17 protein-coding genes are annotated in these 17947 nt (G+C 37.3%); all 17 read left to right on the top strand.

Annotated features, from left to right (window positions below; all coding sequences use genetic code 11):
• Position 1 precedes the first annotated feature (1 nt).
• The 17 genes from yfmH to rpsD all read left to right on the top strand — a co-directional run bounded on the left by yfmH (position 2) and on the right by rpsD (position 17784).
• Positions 2-1279 (top strand): EF-P 5-aminopentanol modification-associated protein YfmH, encoded by a 1278-nt coding sequence (gene yfmH / locus HMPREF1517_RS03655; RefSeq protein WP_037599369.1) that lies wholly within the window; start codon positions 2-4, stop codon positions 1277-1279.
• A 58-nt stretch (positions 1280-1337) separates the two neighbouring features.
• Positions 1338-2195, top strand: a complete 858-nt coding sequence (locus HMPREF1517_RS03650; protein ID WP_037599368.1) for a helix-turn-helix domain-containing protein — start codon at positions 1338-1340, stop codon at positions 2193-2195.
• Between the two features lie 12 nt (positions 2196-2207).
• Entirely contained in the window at positions 2208-2750 is a 543-nt protein-coding gene (gene pgsA, locus HMPREF1517_RS03645) for a CDP-diacylglycerol--glycerol-3-phosphate 3-phosphatidyltransferase (RefSeq protein WP_002892178.1), read from the top strand.
• Positions 2751-2762: 12 nt separating this feature from the next.
• On the top strand, positions 2763-3593 hold the full coding sequence (locus HMPREF1517_RS03640) for an energy-coupling factor ABC transporter ATP-binding protein (RefSeq protein ID WP_002892176.1): 831 nt from the start codon (positions 2763-2765) through the stop codon (positions 3591-3593).
• Positions 3569-4411 (top strand): energy-coupling factor transporter ATPase, encoded by an 843-nt coding sequence (locus HMPREF1517_RS03635; RefSeq protein ID WP_037599366.1) that lies wholly within the window; start codon positions 3569-3571, stop codon positions 4409-4411. The genes HMPREF1517_RS03640 and HMPREF1517_RS03635 overlap by 25 nt, the downstream gene beginning before the upstream one ends.
• A complete protein-coding gene (locus HMPREF1517_RS03630) occupies positions 4404-5198 on the top strand; it encodes an energy-coupling factor transporter transmembrane component T family protein (RefSeq protein WP_002892171.1) in 795 nt (264 codons plus the stop codon). The genes HMPREF1517_RS03635 and HMPREF1517_RS03630 overlap by 8 nt, the downstream gene beginning before the upstream one ends.
• Positions 5199-5498: 300 nt before the next feature.
• Positions 5499-6071: a M23 family metallopeptidase gene (locus tag HMPREF1517_RS03625; protein ID WP_037599365.1), complete on the top strand. Its 573-nt coding sequence runs from the start codon at positions 5499-5501 to the stop codon at positions 6069-6071.
• Positions 6072-6254: 183 nt separating this feature from the next.
• On the top strand, positions 6255-6953 hold the full coding sequence (locus HMPREF1517_RS03620; protein WP_037599364.1) for a transglycosylase SLT domain-containing protein: 699 nt from the start codon (positions 6255-6257) through the stop codon (positions 6951-6953).
• Between the two features lie 100 nt (positions 6954-7053).
• Positions 7054-8763, top strand: coding sequence for a membrane protein (locus HMPREF1517_RS03615; RefSeq protein WP_037599397.1), 1710 nt, complete (start codon positions 7054-7056; stop codon positions 8761-8763).
• A gap of 144 nt (positions 8764-8907) precedes the next feature.
• Positions 8908-10029 carry a tRNA 2-thiouridine(34) synthase MnmA gene (gene mnmA, locus HMPREF1517_RS03610; protein WP_037599363.1) on the top strand — a complete coding sequence of 374 codons (1122 nt, stop codon included), beginning with the start codon at positions 8908-8910 and terminating at the stop codon, positions 10027-10029.
• A 19-nt stretch (positions 10030-10048) separates the two neighbouring features.
• Positions 10049-10660 (top strand): MarC family protein, encoded by a 612-nt coding sequence (locus HMPREF1517_RS03605; protein WP_037599362.1) that lies wholly within the window; start codon positions 10049-10051, stop codon positions 10658-10660.
• A gap of 182 nt (positions 10661-10842) precedes the next feature.
• The gene (gene mnmG / locus HMPREF1517_RS03600) at positions 10843-12744 is read left to right on the top strand and encodes a tRNA uridine-5-carboxymethylaminomethyl(34) synthesis enzyme MnmG (RefSeq protein WP_037599361.1); all 1902 of its coding nucleotides are present in this window, start codon (positions 10843-10845) and stop codon (positions 12742-12744) included.
• Positions 12745-12817: 73 nt separating this feature from the next.
• Positions 12818-14782, top strand: coding sequence for a DHH family phosphoesterase (locus HMPREF1517_RS03595; protein WP_037599360.1), 1965 nt, complete (start codon positions 12818-12820; stop codon positions 14780-14782).
• A 1-nt stretch (position 14783) separates the two neighbouring features.
• Positions 14784-15242 (top strand): 50S ribosomal protein L9, encoded by a 459-nt coding sequence (rplI, locus tag HMPREF1517_RS03590; RefSeq protein ID WP_002885729.1) that lies wholly within the window; start codon positions 14784-14786, stop codon positions 15240-15242.
• Positions 15243-15285: 43 nt separating this feature from the next.
• Positions 15286-16647, top strand: a complete 1362-nt coding sequence (dnaB, locus tag HMPREF1517_RS03585) for a replicative DNA helicase (RefSeq protein WP_037599358.1) — start codon at positions 15286-15288, stop codon at positions 16645-16647.
• Positions 16648-16672: 25 nt separating this feature from the next.
• Positions 16673-16975: a Veg family protein gene (locus tag HMPREF1517_RS03580; protein WP_002885699.1), complete on the top strand. Its 303-nt coding sequence runs from the start codon at positions 16673-16675 to the stop codon at positions 16973-16975.
• Positions 16976-17172: 197 nt separating this feature from the next.
• The gene (gene rpsD / locus HMPREF1517_RS03575; protein WP_002885833.1) at positions 17173-17784 is read left to right on the top strand and encodes a 30S ribosomal protein S4; all 612 of its coding nucleotides are present in this window, start codon (positions 17173-17175) and stop codon (positions 17782-17784) included.
• Positions 17785-17947: the final 163 nt, after the last annotated feature.

Below are 17947 nucleotides of genomic sequence, written 5' to 3'. Positions count from 1 at the left end.
AATGGCTGCTTTGAAGAAACGTTATTATCAAAAAATTGATGAAGAAGTTTATTCAGCAATTTTAGATAATGGTATGTCTTTATCAATTATTAAGAAAAAAGGATTTTTAGAAAAAGCCGCCTTTCTGTCAACGAATTTTGGGGCGCTAGATAATCACTTTTATATTGATGGTGAGTTACAATCTTATCCTGCAGGTATTGCTCATTTTCTGGAACACAAGCTATTTGAGGATGAGCAGGGAAGGGATGTGACATTGGATTTTGTCAAGCTTGGAGCTGATGTCAATGCTTTTACAACCTTGGATAAGACAACATATTATTTCTCTACCCTTGACCACTTTGAGGAGTCTTTAGAACTTTTATTAAGGTTTACATCAAAGTTTACAAGTTCTGAAGATGCTGTCAATCATGAAAAAAGAATTATTGAACAAGAAATAAATATGTATCAGGATGATCCTGATTATAGAGTATATCTGGGTTGTTTACAAAGTTTGTATCCCAATACTATATTAGGGCAAGACATTGCTGGAAGTGTTGATAGCATTGAAAAAATTACTGTAAAGGATTTGAAAGATAATTTTGACTGCTTTTACAAACCAGCAAACTGTCATCTCGTTTTGGTAGGTGATTTTGATGTTGAAGATATTTACACTTTTGTCAATGAAAAACAAAGCGAGTTTACACTACCTGAGAGAATAGTTGAAAAAGAAAAGAACCCCATTGAGTCAGATATCCAAAAATTAGATAGTCTTCAAATGGAGATTTTCATCTCAAAGCTAGCCATTGGTTTTAAGAGTGTTCCTTTTACTGATAATCGTATGAGAGAAAACATACTGGTACAGTTATTGTTTAATTTACTGTTTGGCTGGACGTCTCCTTATTATCAAAATTGGTATGCTGAAGGAAAAATAGATGAGTCTGTGTCAATTGAATACGAGGTATCTAATCGATATTCATTTGTCATTATGACTATGGACACTGCAGAACCTATCCGTATGTCAAGCTTAATTCGTCAAGTGATGACGTCGGCAGATAAAAAAAGACTGTTGACGGATGAGGCATTGGATTTGCAAAAGAAAGCTTTGTATGGTGAATTTTTACGTAGTCTAGACAATATCCAGAATTTAGGAAGTCAGTATTTAGCTTATTTTGAGAATGATAAAACATACTTTGATTTTGGTCAGGAACTGATGAGCATTACTTCCAAGGATTTGAAGGATTTTTTGAATCATTATCTCTCAAATATAGAGATTACCGATTTTGTTGTCTTCCCTAAATAAGTGATTATTTGCTATAATAGAGACACGAAAACAAAGAAGAATATTAGAAAGGGGAAAAATGAAGTTACACTCTCTAGGTGAGCAATTACGTGCAGCACGTATAAAGAAAGAATTAAGTTTATATGATGTAGAAAAAATTTCTGGAGTAGAAGCTCAGTTTCTTCTGGCTATGGAAATGGATCAACTTAAAGCTTTGCCAGAGGACATTCAGCAAGAAGCGCTTGAAAAGTATGCCACTTCGGTTGGTTTAGATGGAAAGCGTCTGTTTGAGGAGCAGAGACAGAACGAGCAAAAACTAAAAAAAGAAAAGAAAACAGTTGAACGTAAGGAAGAAAGCTTAGCTACCAAAGCTCCTATGTCACGCTTTTTAAAGCATAAACGTGAAGAAAAAAGAAAGTCTAACTATCTACCTTTACTAATTCTTAGTGCGGTTTCGTTACTTATCATTTGTTCAGTAGGTTATATTATTATTAGACATCTTTCTAATCAACCTCAGGTGATAAAACCGAATACTATCTCTACAGTTAATCATCTATCAACGGCTAGTAAGGCTAAATCGTCACGAAGCATTTCTGAGGTTACCGTTTCAGGGGCAAATGTAACAACGACAACTCAAGGAAATCAACTAATGGTTGATTTCTCCAATGTAAATTCTTCAGTAGTTTTAGATGTGGAGTTATCAAAAAATAGTGATGACACATGGTTTTCAGTAGATAACTCAGATACTTCAGAGAGTTACCTCCTTTCAAAAACGAAAAATTCAAAATACTCTTTAGATTTTTCTGATAAAACGAAACCAACTCAAATTATTATTGCTCAATCTTCAAAAGTAACTCTAAAGGTAAATGGGGAGTCACTTGATTTATCTCAATTAGATAAAAATACACCTAGCTACCTCACATTAAGAATCCAATAGAATCGAGAAGAAATGTTTAAAAAAGAAAATTTACCTAATTTATTGACACTTGCTAGAATTGTTTTGATTCCTATCTTTTTACTGATGACATCACTTGCGTCAAGTAATGTTATGCATATTGCTGCGGCGGTTGTCTTTGCTATTGCCAGTATTACAGATTATTTAGATGGCTATTTGGCACGAAAATGGCATGTTGTTACTAATTTCGGGAAATTTGCAGATCCATTGGCAGATAAGATGCTAGTGATGTCAGCATTTATTATGTTAGTCGGTATTGATCAAGCGCCAGCCTGGGTGGTTTCAGTTATTATCTGTCGTGAGCTTGCAGTCACAGGTCTTCGTCTTTTATTAGTGGAAAACGGTGGTACAGTTCTCGCTGCAGCTATGCCTGGTAAGATTAAGACAGTGACTCAGATGTTATCTATCATTCTATTATTGTGTCATTTGCATTTTATTGGAACAATTATGCTTTATATCGCTTTGTTCTTTACAATTTACTCAGGCTATGATTATTTCAAAGGTGCAGGTTTCTTATTTAAGGATACTTTCAAGTAGTACGATAAACAAATGATTGAAATAAAAAATTTAAAGTTTAAATATCATCAAGATCAACCATCCTATATTCTTGATGATGTATCGTTTCACGTGAAACGTGGGGAGTGGCTATCCATTGTAGGGCATAATGGTTCTGGAAAATCCACGACAGCACGTCTTATTGATGGACTATTAGTGGCAGAGTCTGGGCAGATTATCGTTGATGGTCAAGAATTAACAGAAGAGAATGTCTGGGATATTCGTGATAAGATTGGCATGGTCTTTCAAAATCCAGATAATCAATTTGTTGGGGCAACTGTTGAAGACGATGTTGCTTTTGGTCTTGAAAATAAAGGCGTTCCCTATGAAGAAATGGCTTCAAGGGTTCAAGAGGCTCTGGAATTTGTAGGAATGTCAGAATTTAAGGATAGAGAGCCAGCTAGATTATCTGGAGGTCAAAAACAACGTGTGGCTATCGCAGGTATTGTAGCTATGAGACCATCAATTTTGATTTTGGATGAGGCAACTAGCATGCTGGACCCAGAAGGTCGCCAGGAATTGATTCAATCTATTAAAGCTATTCGTAAAGAATACGGAATGACTGTTTTATCAATTACTCATGATCTCGATGAGGTCGCTTTGAGTGACCGTGTTTTGGTTTTGAAAAAAGGTAAAGTGGAGTCTGTTTCAAGTCCTCGTGAACTATTTAGTAGAGGCACAGAGTTGGTTGACTTAGGTTTGGATATCCCTTTTAGTGCATTATTAACTCAAAAGCTAAGAAATAAAGGTCTGATAGAGTGTGAAGACTATCTGACAGAAAAGGAATTGGTAGAACAATTATGGGAATCTCTCTCGAAAATGTAAGTTATATCTATCAAGAGGGTACTCCTTTTGAGGGGCGTGCCCTTTTTGAATTGACAACGACGATAAAAGATGGTTCATATACAGCCTTTATTGGACATACAGGAAGTGGTAAATCTACTATTATGCAGCTCTTGAATGGCCTCTATATACCAACTAGTGGTCAGGTTCAAGTTGATGATACTATCATAACCAGTCAATCAAAGAACAAGGACATAAAACCAATTCGTAAGAAAGTAGGTTTAGTTTTTCAATTTCCAGAAAGTCAGTTATTTGCAGAGACTGTTTTAGAAGATGTTGCCTTTGGACCTCAAAATTTCGGAGTTTCTAAGGAAGAAGCAGAACAACGTGCTATTGAAAGTCTAAAATTAGTTGGACTCCCGGAAGAATTTCATGGACAGAATCCTTTTGATTTATCAGGAGGGCAAATGCGACGTGTTGCCATTGCAGGGATTCTAGCTATGCAACCAGATATTCTAGTGCTGGATGAACCGACTGCCGGTCTAGACCCACAGGGACGGAAGGAATTGATGTCTCTCTTTAAGGAGTTACATCTTTCTGGAATGACGATTGTTTTAGTCACTCACTTGATGGATGATGTTGCCGATTATGCGACAGCTGTGAATGTTATGGAAAAAGGGCAACTGGTATTTTCGGGAGCTCCTAAAGATGTTTTTCAAAAGGTTACTTTTCTTAAAGAAAAGCAATTAGGTGTTCCTAAAATTACAGAGTTTGCACTACAGCTACAAGAAAAAGGTTATCGATTTGAAACTCTCCCTATTACAATCGAGGAATTCGTAGAGGTGGTGTCGCATGGATAAGTTAATTATTGGACGTTATATTGTTGGGGACTCTTTTATACACCGATTAGATCCTAGAAGTAAATTATTAGCCATGTTGATTTATATTGTTATTATCTTTTGGGCTAATAATCCTTTAACTTATGCTGTAATAACTTTATTTACACTTTTCTTGGTTTTCTTGTCTAAAATAAAACTTGGTTTCTTTTTAGGTGGAATTAAACCGATGATTTGGATTATTTTATTTTCTACCTTATTTCAAGTTTTCTTCAATACAAAAGGGAGTGTACTTTGGTCTATCGGCTTTTTAAAGATTACAGAAGTAGGTTTAAATCAAGGTTGGATGATATTCCTTAGATTTATCCTCATTATTAGTTTTTCCACCCTACTTACTCTAACGACAACACCTTTAAGTTTATCTGATGCAGTTGAATCACTTTTGAAACCTCTTACTGTTTTCAAAGTGCCAGCACATGAAATTGGTTTAATGCTATCTTTGAGTCTACGTTTTGTACCAACTTTGATGGATGATACAACTCGTATTATGAATGCTCAAAAGGCGCGTGGTGTTGACTTTGGTGAAGGAAATATTATTCAAAAGGTACGCTCAATAATACCTATTTTAATACCTTTGTTTGCATCAAGCTTTAAACGAGCAGATGCTCTGGCGATTGCTATGGAAGCACGAGGCTATCAAGGTGGTGAAGGACGTACAAAATATCGTCGACTTTCATGGAATAGTCGAGATACCTTATCAATTATTGCTATTTTAGCTTTAGGATTAATGCTTTTTTATCTTAAGAGTTAATTCGTTGAGATAAATAAAAACTAGGTCTTAAGACCTAGAAACTTTAGATGGACGCCCACGTAGGCGTTCTTTTTTCGTCTAATCCCAACCTACTTGTAATATTTTTAATATCCCTAACAAGGGGATGTTATATTTCCAAGGTATCATAGATACATGGTTATAGTTCTTCAGCTTAATCTGGATTGAAAAATCCCTATATAGAATAAGCCCGTTGATTTACCTATTAGTCATAAACAAAAAAATAACTTAATATCTTTGACTAATATGAATTGGACTATAAATAGATAAAGGAGCATCATCGTGCAAAAAAAGAATACATCTAACACTAAAAAATTAGGTCTTTTTGGACTTGTTACAGTAGCAACACTTGGAGCAACAGCCTTAGCTAATGCAGAAACTTACACAGTTCAAAAAGGCGATACCCTTTCAGCTATTGCTAAGAAGAATGGTACGACTGTAGATGAAATCGTTTCAAAAAACGGTATTCAAGATGCCAATAAGATTTCTATTGGTCAAAACTTAACAATTAATGAAACTACTGAAGAAACTACAGAACCTTCAGTTACAACAGAAGCAACTGCTGAATCAACACAATCAACAGAGTCTACACAAAGTGAAGATACTCAAGCAACCAATACAAATCTTTCTTCTTCAGAGGCAGCTGCCAAAGAAGAAATTGCACAACGTGAGTCAAGCGGTAGCTATACAGCTCAAAATGGGCAATATTATGGACGTTACCAATTAGCATCATCATATTTGAATGGAGACTTGTCTCCTGAAAATCAAGAGAAAGTAGCAGATAATTATGTAGCAAGCCGTTATGGTTCATGGACTGCAGCTCTTGCTTTCTGGAATGCTAATGGTTGGTACTAAATCATTATTACTGACTTATGAGGAAAACTAGTAAAACCTCATACAAATAAGGAAAAAATGCCAGATTTTTGGCATTTTTTTATTAAATTGATAAATCATTGTAACATTAGACATAATACAAATAATCGGCAGTAATATTACTAGGTTATGATGAATGTAACTAGAATTAACTAGGAGGGATTTATGTTTAAAAAAAGTTATAAGGGACGCCGTATCAAATTTGCAGCGAAGAAATCATTGGCGGTACCAGTAGCAATTGTAACAAGTTTTATTGTCATTTTGGCAGTATCACTGTCTACACTAATTAATAAAGGGTTGGTTAATGCATTTTCAGATTCTGTTACTCCAGCGCCTTCAACAGCATCAACAACGTCAGAATCGACAGCAGATTTAGTAAAATCAACAGAAATTAGCTCAAGTAAAGATAATAAGGCTAATAAAGAAAAGGTTGAAGAAAGTAAGCCTCAGTCAGAAACAACAGGAGAAGCGGTAGAAGCAGCTGAAAAGTCTCAGTCAGATACTGCTACTACAAGCACTGCTACAACGAGTACTGATACTACGTCGACTCAAAATACTGGGACAGCTCCTTCGGTTGCTGCAAGTGGTAGTGGGTCAGTTGTTCTCTCAAATGGTAACACTGCAGGAGAAGTTGGTTCTTATGCAGCGGCACAGATGGCAGCTGCTACTGGTGTTCCTCAGTCAACTTGGGAGTCAATTATTGCGCGTGAGTCAAATGGTGACCATACTGCAGCAAATGGTTCAGGTGCATCAGGTCTTTTTCAGACAATGCCTGGATGGGGCTCTACTGCAACGGTTGAGGATCAAATTCAATCAGCCTTGAATGCCTATAACGCACAAGGTTTGTCAGCTTGGAATTACTAATATTAATAGAAGTTGGGAGCATACTCTCAGCTTTTTAATTTGGATGTGGGTAATATGTTTTATAGAGCTTTTTGTTATAATAGGAATGAAAGGTATAGCAATGAAACAAATTTTTAAATCAAGAGAAAAGTTGTGGGTTTCTCTTATTATTATAGCTTTTGCTGTGTTATTGGTTACACCACAACTATTTACAAGAAAAGTCATTTTAGGTTCAGATTCCATCTTTCACTATAACAGATTCTATGAAGCTGCTATGCAACTAAAAAATGGTAACCTTTCTTACTTTTTATCTTTATATGGATTCCAACAGTCAGGCCGCATTGTCAATGCTCTTTACGGTCCTTTTTTTGCCTATTTACAAGGAGGGCTTGTTTTAATAAGTGGCACTTGGTTTCGTTATCAGATTGTGTCAAGGGTATTACTACATATACTGTCTGAGTCCTCAATGTATGCTTTGCTCAAGCAGTGTAAAGTTAAGACAACAATTGCCTTGTCACTAGGTTTACTCTATGCGACAACATTCTCTATTCAATACTGGACGATGCGTCAGGGGTTCTCTAGTTGGGGAGCAGCTTTACTACCTTTTTGTTTTATTCCAGCAATTCACTATGTCTTTTATCAAAAAGTAGAACCAATTAGACTTGCCTTATCTATGGCATTGATTTTTCAGGTTCACGTACTTAGTGCTTTGATGCTAGTGATGATGTATCTTCCTTTTTATCTTTACACTTTTGTAAAGTCTCCTATCGCAAAGAAAAAGGAAACCTTCGTGCAAGTCGTTATAGCAGTCATTCTGTTCCTCTTACTGACTGTCAATGTCTGGTTAGTACTCCTATATTTGAGAGGGACTAATCACCTTTTAGATCCATTTATAAATAGAGAAATAGGTAAGAATGGGATAGATGGAACGGCAAGATACTGGCTATATACCCCAATTTCCTTAATGGTGTTACTCATTTTACAGTTTATTTACGCTGTTTTGAATTGGAAGAAATTTGCTAAATGGAAAAAAATACTGCATTTTATTTATTTTATCTTTTTCTTCTTATCGACAGGTCTTTTTCCATGGCAGTATCTAGTAGAAAATGGAAATACATTTGCTGAATTGATTCAATTTCCATTTAGATTTTTTGTTCCTGCGACTATTTTACTTTTAGCAATTACAGGGTTAACGGTCACGCGATTTGTAAACTGGCGAAAAAGTATTGCTGTTTTACTCTTTGCCTTTGCGGGCGTTGGTCTTATTCAGAATATGATGGATACTACCGATCGTGTAAAAACGGCGGCACAAGATGGTGAACTTATTTCCATTGTTAAACATACTTACGTTGAAGGAGATTACCAGACGATAAGTCTTACCATGAATGACAGTGAATTGTCACAGTTTTTAAATTTAGTTGTCAAACCCACACCAGATTACGTACCGATTTATGGGAAAATAGGTGAGCAGAATACTTACGATCTTTATTATAAAAATATCGTTACGAATCAGAAGGCAGAAAAGCTAGTAGAAGATGGTTATCTTGTATTAACTTGGCCAGCTGCTGAAGGGGAGGAACTGAATCTACCGATAGTTGTTTATAAAGATTCCATCTTGACGCTAAATGGTAAAGAACTAGACAAGGATGACTATAGTTTGTCAACGATTGGTACACCGACCGTTTCATCACAAAAAGGACAGAATAAACTTGTGTTAAGTTATCAGGAGCCAGGATGGCTATTTGTAGCGTTAGTGATTCCAATAATAGTTCTGGGAGTAATAGGTTTACAGTGGCTTTACACAAAAATAAGTATAAAAAAGGTTGCCTAGTGGTAACCTTTTTGCATTATTCCTTAATCATGATATAATTAAGCTTGCGTGCTTTTACGCTTCAAAATCGACCTTCAAATCGATATTTGAATAACTAGACCCTTCAAGTCTATGTTAATTTTTATTTGATGGGAGGAGTTATCTATGACTGATAATTCAAAAACACGTGTTGTTGTCGGTATGAGTGGTGGCGTTGATTCATCAGTGACAGCCTTACTTTTAAAAGAGCAAGGTTATGATGTAATCGGTGTTTTCATGAAAAACTGGGATGACACAGATGAGTTTGGTGTGTGTACAGCAACCGAAGATTATAAAGATGTAGCAGCAGTAGCTGATCAGATTGGTATCCCCTATTACTCTGTCAACTTTGAAAAAGAGTACTGGGATCGTGTATTTGAGTATTTCTTAGCAGAGTACCGTGCAGGCCGTACCCCTAATCCAGACGTTATGTGTAATAAGGAAATCAAGTTTAAGGCATTCTTAGATTATGCGATGACATTGGGAGCAGATTATGTGGCTACAGGACATTACGCTCAAGTTGTTCGCGATGAAGACGGCATTGTCCATATGTTGCGTGGTGCAGATAATAATAAAGATCAAACCTACTTCCTTAGTCAACTTTCGCAAGAGCAGTTGCAGAAAACGATGTTTCCCTTAGGACATCTACAAAAGCCAGAAGTTCGTGAGATTGCTGAACGTGCAGGTCTTGCAACAGCCAAGAAAAAAGATTCGACAGGAATCTGTTTTGTTGGTGAAAAGAACTTTAAAGAGTTTCTTAGTCAGTACTTGCCAGCTCAAAAAGGTCGTATGATGACTGTCGATGGTCGTGATATGGGGGAACATAACGGACTCATGTATTACACCATTGGTCAACGTGGTGGTATGGGTATTGGTGGTCAAAAAGGTGGAGATAATGCTCCTTGGTTTGTAGTAGGGAAAGATCTTTCTAAAAATATTCTTTACGTGGGTCAAGGTTTCCACCATGAGTCGTTGATGTCAACTTCACTTGATGCTTCAATGATTCACTTTACTCGAGATATGCCAGAAGAATTTGAAATAGAATGCACAGCAAAATTCCGTTATCGTCAACCTGATAGTAAAGTTACTGTAAAGGTTAAGGGTGATAAAGCAGAGGTTATTTTTGCTGAACCTCAGCGTGCTATTACACCTGGTCAAGCTGTTGTTTTCTATGATGGTCAGGAATGTTTGGGCGGCGGTATTATTGACCAAGCGTATAAAGACGGAAAAGTTTGTCAGTATATCTAACTGGAGTTAAGTAATAACGATGAGTTCACAATTGTTTTTTGCATTTATGGCATTTTTCGCTATAATGAATCCAATTTCAAATCTTCCTGCTTACATGGCTTTAGTAGCAGATGATAGCCAAAAAATTTCACGAAAAATTGCTTTTAGGAGTCTTTTGATTGCCTTTGTTATTGTAACTGTTTTTATCTTTTCAGGAGATTTCATTTTTAAAGTATTTGGAATTACAATTGTTTCTTTCAGAATTGCTGGTGGAATATTAGTGGCCGTTATCGGTTATCATATGATTAATGGTAATCATTCACCTAGCTATAAAGGAATGGAGCAGCAAGCAGTAAATTCAGATCCAATGTCTATTGCTATTTCTCCTCTTGCAATGCCGCTTTTTGCAGGACCAGGAACAATTACAACTGCCTTAAGCTTGGCTAATGGAGGTTTGCGGAATCAACTAATAACCGTAGTTGCTTTTGCTATACTATGTGTAATCACTTATCTCCTACTAAGAAGTGCAAAACAAATTGCAGGCTTCTTGGGAAAAAATTTGATGAAAATTATAACGAAAATGATGGGACTTTTACTATTCTCGATAGGAATACAGATGATTATCGTCAGTGTGCAGACCTTGATTAAATAGTGATTTGCATTGACAAAATGATTTGATTTGATAAAATAACTTTAACAATAGTCATGATGGTCAAAGCTCATGAGAATTGTACGTTTTTGCGTACAGTTTTCTGGAGTTTTGGCTATTTTTGTAGGAAAAAAATAAAGAAAGGATGGGGCAGTTGATTGTAAATCACTGCATAAATCTAAAAAATGTCTTACGAGTTTGATGAAAATTTTGATGTACTTGTTGTTGGTGCTGGTCACGCTGGTGTAGAAGCCTCCCTAGCTGCAGCCCGCATGGGATGTAAGGTTTTATTAGCGACTATTAACCTAGAGATGCTAGCATTTATGCCATGTAATCCTTCTATTGGAGGATCGGCCAAGGGTATTGTTGTCCGTGAGATTGATGCCCTCGGCGGAGAGATGGGTAAAAATATTGATAAAACTTATATTCAAATGAAAATGTTGAATACTGGTAAGGGACCTGCTGTCAGAGCTTCACGTGCACAAGCAGATAAAGCCTTGTATGCTATGACGATGAAGCATACAGTTGAGCGTCAGGAAAACTTAACTCTCCGTCAGTCAATGGTTGATGAAATTCTTGTTGAAGATGGTAAGGTAGTTGGTGTCAGAACAGCCACAAATCAAAAATACGGAGCAAAAGCGGTTATTGTAACAACAGGAACGGCTTTGCGTGGTGAAATTATCCTAGGTGAGCTCAAATATTCTTCAGGTCCTAATAATAGCCTTGCATCTGTTACATTGGCAGATAACCTGAGGGATCTTGGCCTTGAAATAGGAAGATTTAAAACGGGTACCCCTCCTCGTGTTAAGGCATCATCAATTAATTACGAAGAAACTGAAATTCAACCAGGTGATGAAAAGCCAAATCATTTTTCATTCTTGTCGAAAGATGAAGATTATCTTCAGGATCAAATACCTTGTTGGCTAACTTATACGAATCAAGAGAGCCACGATATTATCAATAATAATTTACACCGTGCACCAATGTTTTCAGGTATTGTCAAGGGTGTAGGACCTCGTTATTGTCCATCAATCGAAGATAAAATTGTCCGATTTGCCGATAAGAATCGCCATCAACTTTTCCTTGAACCTGAAGGAAGAGAGACTGAAGAAGTCTATGTGCAAGGCCTGTCAACTAGTCTGCCAGAAGATGTTCAAAAAGAGTTGATTCACTCAATTAAAGGTCTCGAGAAGGCAGAGATGATGCGAACTGGTTATGCGATTGAATATGATATCGTGCTCCCTCATCAATTACGTGCAACACTTGAAACGAAGTTAATTTCAGGTCTCTTTACAGCAGGACAGACCAACGGAACTTCTGGATACGAGGAAGCAGCAGGTCAAGGTCTAGTTGCTGGTATCAATGCAGCTCTGAAAGTCCAAGGTAAACCTGAGCTTATTCTCAAACGTAGTGATGCCTATATTGGTGTAATGATTGACGATCTTGTCACGAAAGGAACCTTGGAGCCATATCGTTTATTGACATCACGCGCAGAGTATCGTCTCATATTACGTCATGATAATGCTGACATGCGCTTGACACCTATTGGTCGAGAAGTTGGTTTGGTTGACGATGAACGTTGGAATATCTTTGAAATTAAGAAAAATCAGTTTGACAGCGAGTTGACACGTTTGTCAAAAGAAAAATTAAAACCAATTAAAGAAACGAATGAGAAAATTCAAGCTCTAGGCTTTAAGCCATTGACAGATGCCATGACAGCTAAAGAGTTTATGCGTAGACCAGAGATTGATTACGCCACAGCTACTCAGTTTGTGGGTCCAGCTGCAGAAAATTTGGACGCTAAGATTATAGAGTTGCTTGAGACTGAAATCAAGTACGAAGGTTATATCAATAAAGCTTTGGATCAAGTAGCTAAGATGAAGCGTATGGAAGAAAAGAGAATTCCTAAAAATATTGATTGGGATGCTATTGATTCTATTGCTACTGAAGCTCGTCAAAAATTTAAGAAAATCAATCCTGAGACCATTGGTCAAGCGAGTCGTATTTCAGGGGTCAATCCAGCAGATATCTCAATTCTGATGGTTTATCTTGAAGGCAATAATAAGGCCCGCAGAAAAGTAGATTAACGGTGGTAACACGTTTAAAAGCCTTTTAATTAAGGCTTTTTTATGTTATAATTGTTGGATTAAGAGGTTTTATATGAAAAGATTTCACTTTGCAACGATTCATCTTATAATGATTGGGTTAATTCTTTTTGGAATTGCTACTATTTTTGTTCGCGTACTAAAATCGGAGTCTGCCCTCATTTTTGCGCTTTTTATTATTATGGTAGTAGTTGTTGCCTTATTGCATTACCAAAAGACAACATATGAGTCCTTAGAAATAGAGCAATTAGATGAACTGAATCAGGATGTTGAAGATTCTTTGAAGACCCTTCTCGGAAAGATGCCTGTTGGGGTTATTACTTTTGATGAGAACGATCATATTGAATGGTTCAACCCCTATGCGAAGCTAGTACTTTCGGATGAAAATGGAAATTTCAATAAACAGTTGATTGCGGATTTTATTTCCCAGAAACGAAAAGGTTCGCCTTCGAATGTGATAACCGTTGGTGACAATAAATATGCCGCTTTTGTGGATTTTGACAATAAGTTGACATATTTTATTGACAATGTTTATGATCAAGATGAAAATGCTGATCCAAATATGACTCGTCCTGTTATCGGTATTATTTCAGTTGATAACTACGACGATGTGACAGGAAGTTTACCCGATGCCGATGTTTCAAAAATTAACACATTCGTGGCAGGGTTTATTTCTGAGTTTGCTAAGGCTAAGCATATTCATTATCGACGTATTGAAGGCGATCGTTTTTACTTCTTCACCAATTACAGTGTCTTGACAGAATTCATGGATCAAAAGTTTTCTGTCTTGGATGACTTTCGTCAGCAGGCTCAAGAGCGTGGTTTACCACTGACTTTGAGCATGGGAATTTCGTTCGGTACGCTTAAGCATGATCAAATCGGTCAGGTTGCCTTGCAGAATCTGAACATCGCACTAGTTCGCGGTGGAGATCAAGCTGTTGTCAAGGAAAACGATGATCACAAGGAACTTCTTTATTTTGGAGGAGGTTCTGTCTCAACAGTAAAACGTTCTCGTACAAGAACAAGGGCTATGATGACTGCAATCTCAGATAAGTTGAAAACAGTCGAAAAAGTGTTTGTTGTCGGACATAAGAATCTCGATATGGATGCTCTAGGGGCCACTGTCGGTATGGCTCATTTTGCTAGTCAAATTGTTCGAAAAAGCTATGCTGTTTACGATGATACGGCTATGAATGCAGATATTGAGCGTGCGGTCGAACGCTTAAAAGAAGATGGTCAATCACCTCTTATTACACTTTCAGAGGCTGAAGAGTTAGTCAACCAACAGTCATTACTAATTATGGTTGACCATTCTAAAATCAATTTAACTTTGTCTAAGGATTTTTATGATCGATTTAATGAAGTTATTGTGGTAGATCATCACCGTCGAGATGACGATTTTCCTGAAAATGCTGTTTTGACCTTTATTGAAAGTGGGGCAAGCTCAGCCTGTGAATTGGTTACGGAGTTGTTGCAATTCCAAGGTGCCCCAGAACGTTTGAGTAAAATCCAAGCCTCTATCCTTATGGCAGGTATCATGCTGGATACTAAAAATTTCTCAACTCGTGTGACTAGTAGAACCTTTGATGTCGCCTCTTATCTACGTAGTTTAGGAAGTGATAGTGGAGAAATCCAAACAATCTCTGCTACTGATTTTGAAGAATATCGACGAATCAATGAGTTAATTCTAGCAGGTGAACGTATTATAGATGATATCATTGTTGCCTCAGGTGATAATCCTAAATGTTATAATAATGTTGTGATTTCTAAGGCAGCAGATACGATGCTTGCCATGGCAGGTATCGAAGCAACTTTTGTTGTCGCTAGAACAAGCGATTCTACGGTGAATATATCTGCTCGAAGCCATAAAACGATTAATGTACAACGTATTATGGAGAAAATGGGTGGTGGTGGCCATTTCAACTTAGCTGCCTGCCAATTGCGAGACTGTAGTGTTGCTCAAGCAAAAAATAAATTGATTGAAACTATTATGGGAGAGTTGGCTCCCAAGGAGGACTAAAATGAAAGTTATTTTCTTACAAGACGTTAAAGGTAAAGGTAAAAAAGGCGAAATTAAAGAAGTACCATCAGGTTATGCTCAAAACTTTTTGATTAAAAAGAATCTTGCTAAGGAAGCGACAAACCAAGCTATCGGTGAGTTGAAAGGCAAGCAAAAATCTGAAGAAAAACATGCAGCAGAGTTGTTGGCTGAAGCGAAGCAAGTTAAAGAGCAACTTGAAAAAGAAGAAAATCGTCTTCAATTTACTGAGAAGGTCGGACCAGACGGACGTACTTTTGGTTCAATTACAGCCAAAAAGATTGCAGAAGGACTTCAAAAACAATTTGGTATAAAAGTTGATAAACGTCATATTGAACTTGAACATCCTATTCGTGCGATTGGTCTGATTGAGGTTCCTGTAAAGCTTCATAAAGAAGTGAGCGCACAAATTAAACTTAACATCAAAAATAGTGCTGAGTAATTCGTTGACACTATAAGTAAATCTTGTAAAGGAGGGAATAATTGTGGCAGAGGCTCAAGAATTACGAGTACAACCTCATGATTTAGTAGCGGAACAGTCTGTTCTAGGGGCTATTCTCATTAACCCGGAAAAGTTGATTATAGTTCGAGAATTTATCGAAGCAGACGACTTTTACAAGTATTCCCATCGTGTCATTTTTAAAGCAATGGTAACGCTGTCGGATCGAAATGATGCCATTGATGCCACGACAGTACGTACCATTTTAGATGACCAAGATGACCTCCAAAATATAGGGGGTATTTCTTATCTTGTAGATTTGGTCAATAGTGTCCCAACATCGGCAAATGCTGAGTACTATGCTAAGATTGTGGCTGAGAAAGCCATGCTTCGACGTATTATAAATAGGCTGACAGAGACTGTCAACCAAGCATATGAGGGCGCAACGGAATCTGATGAAATTATTGCGAATGCTGAGAAAGCCTTGGTTGATGTTTCAGAGCATAGTAATCGTAGTGGTTTCCGCAAAATATCTGAAGTTCTTGACGTTAATTTTAATACCTTGGAGATGCGTTCCCAGCAAACATCAGATGTTACTGGATTACCAACAGGTTTCCGTGACCTTGACAAGATTACAACAGGTTTACACCCTGATCAATTAATTATTTTAGCAGCTCGCCCCGCAGTTGGTAAAACAGCCTTTGTGTTGAACATTGCTCAGAATGTTGGCACCAAGCAAAATAAAGCTGTTGCAGTCTTTTCATTAGAGATGGGTGCAGAAAGCTTAGTTGATCGTATGTTGGCAGCTGAAGGGATGATTGATTCTCATGCTTTACGTACAGGTCAATTGACAGAGCAAGATTGGAATAATGTTATGATTGCTCAAGGAGCACTGGCTGAGGCACCTATTTACATAGATGATACCCCTGGTATAAAGATTACTGAGATTCGTGCACGGTCCCGTAAATTGTCACAAGAAGTAGAGGGTGGTCTTGGTCTCATTGTGATTGACTACTTGCAGTTGATTACAGGTACGCGACCAGAAAATCGCCAACAAGAGGTTTCAGATATTTCAAGACAGTTAAAAATCCTGGCCAAGGAGCTCAAAGTTCCTGTAATTGCCTTGAGTCAGTTATCTCGTGGGGTTGAACAACGTCAGGACAAACGTCCAGTATTATCTGATATCCGTGAGTCAGGATCTATCGAGCAGGATGCCGATATTGTCGCCTTCTTGTATCGTGATGATTACTACCGAAAAGAGGGTGAAGAACCAGAAAATGCGATTGAAGATAATACCATCGAAGTTATCCTAGAAAAAAACCGTGCTGGTGCGCGTGGAACAGTCAAGTTACTATTCCAAAAAGAATACAATAAATTTTCATCGATTGCTCAGTTTGAGGAATCATAATTTTCAGATTTAAGGAGATATATATATGAGTGATGCATTTGCAGATGTTGCTAAGATGAAAAACATCAAGGAAGCTATTAAGTCACATGAAGGTCAGCTAGTAGAATTGACCCTAGAGAATGGGCGTAAACGTGAAAAGAATAAAATTGGTCGATTGACAGAAGTTTATCCGTCATTGTTTATTGTTGAATATCAAGACTTCAGTTCCCAAGCAGGAGCTATTAATAATAGTTATGTTGAATCTTACACTTATTCAGATATTTTGACTGAGAAGACTCTCATTCGTTATTTGAGTCCTGAGGAACAAGCTGAAATCGAAAATAAATAAGAAAAAGCCTTTACTTGGGCTTTTTTTCGTGGTAAAATATTTAAGTATGTGAAATAATAGCAGGATAAAATGAAGCTCGTCAACAGGAAGTCGGCTAGAAAAGTAACCTTTGCTGTTTGGGCGAAGTCTTTCTGAACGAATCAGGTTTATCTAAAACGTTATTTCCTAAAAATATTTTTTATAGGAGGACATTATTAATGTCACGTTATACAGGTCCATCATGGAAACAATCACGTCGCCTTGGTTTCTCACTTACAGGCACAGGTAAAGAATTGGCACGTCGTAACTACGTACCAGGTCAACACGGTCCAAACAACCGTTCAAAACTTTCAGAATACGGTTTGCAATTGGCTGAGAAACAAAAACTTCGTTTCTCATACGGTTTGGGTGAAAAACAATTCCGTAACTTGTTCGTACAAGCTACTAAAGTTAAAGGTGGAACACTTGGTTTCAACTTTATGGTTCTTTTGGAACGTCGTCTTGACAACGTTGTTTACCGTCTTGGTCTTGCAACTACTCGTCGTCAAGCACGCCAATTCGTAAACCACGGTCACATCCTTGTTGATGGTAAACGTGTTGATATCCCTTCATACCGCGTTGAAGTTGGTCAAGTAATCTCAGTTCGTGAAAAATCAGCTAAAGTTCCTGCTATCCTTGAAGCAGTAGAAGCTACTATCGGACGTCCAGCATTTGTATCATTCGATGCTGAAAAACTTGAAGGTTCATTGACACGTCTTCCAGAACGTGATGAAATCAACCCAGAAATCAACGAAGCACTTGTCGTTGAATTCTACAACAAAATGCTTTAATTTTAAGATTATTGTATCGAAAAGCCCGTTGTTATGGGCTTTTTTGTTTGTCTTAAATCATTGATTTCTAGGTTTGTTCAGTTACAAGTTTCCTAAAGCCATTTCATAGAATGAGACTGCTTTTTGTTTTCGAATATTAAAAAGACCCCTAGTCTGATACAAG

It is taken from the genome of Streptococcus sp. ACS2, assembly GCF_000525585.1.
Taxonomy (GTDB): Bacteria; Bacillota; Bacilli; order Lactobacillales; family Streptococcaceae; genus Streptococcus.
The sequence above is the reverse complement of the archived record's forward strand: the minus strand, read 5'-3'. Positions and strand labels throughout refer to the sequence as shown.

Coding starts and splice junctions, on each gene's coding strand:
- pgsA (WP_002892178.1), top strand. CDS start 2,208: ATGTTTAAAAAAGAAAATTTACCTAATTTATTGACACTTGCTAGAATT.
- HMPREF1517_RS03580 (WP_002885699.1), top strand. CDS start 16,673: ATGAGTGATGCATTTGCAGATGTTGCTAAGATGAAAAACATCAAGGAA.
- mnmG (WP_037599361.1), top strand. CDS start 10,843: ATGTCTTACGAGTTTGATGAAAATTTTGATGTACTTGTTGTTGGTGCT.
- rpsD (WP_002885833.1), top strand. CDS start 17,173: ATGTCACGTTATACAGGTCCATCATGGAAACAATCACGTCGCCTTGGT.
- mnmA (WP_037599363.1), top strand. CDS start 8,908: ATGACTGATAATTCAAAAACACGTGTTGTTGTCGGTATGAGTGGTGGC.
- HMPREF1517_RS03650 (WP_037599368.1), top strand. CDS start 1,338: ATGAAGTTACACTCTCTAGGTGAGCAATTACGTGCAGCACGTATAAAG.
- yfmH (WP_037599369.1), top strand. CDS start 2: ATGGCTGCTTTGAAGAAACGTTATTATCAAAAAATTGATGAAGAAGTT.
- HMPREF1517_RS03630 (WP_002892171.1), top strand. CDS start 4,404: ATGGATAAGTTAATTATTGGACGTTATATTGTTGGGGACTCTTTTATA.
- HMPREF1517_RS03635 (WP_037599366.1), top strand. CDS start 3,569: ATGGGAATCTCTCTCGAAAATGTAAGTTATATCTATCAAGAGGGTACT.
- HMPREF1517_RS03615 (WP_037599397.1), top strand. CDS start 7,054: ATGAAACAAATTTTTAAATCAAGAGAAAAGTTGTGGGTTTCTCTTATT.
- HMPREF1517_RS03595 (WP_037599360.1), top strand. CDS start 12,818: ATGAAAAGATTTCACTTTGCAACGATTCATCTTATAATGATTGGGTTA.
- HMPREF1517_RS03640 (WP_002892176.1), top strand. CDS start 2,763: ATGATTGAAATAAAAAATTTAAAGTTTAAATATCATCAAGATCAACCA.
- HMPREF1517_RS03620 (WP_037599364.1), top strand. CDS start 6,255: ATGTTTAAAAAAAGTTATAAGGGACGCCGTATCAAATTTGCAGCGAAG.
- rplI (WP_002885729.1), top strand. CDS start 14,784: ATGAAAGTTATTTTCTTACAAGACGTTAAAGGTAAAGGTAAAAAAGGC.
- HMPREF1517_RS03605 (WP_037599362.1), top strand. CDS start 10,049: ATGAGTTCACAATTGTTTTTTGCATTTATGGCATTTTTCGCTATAATG.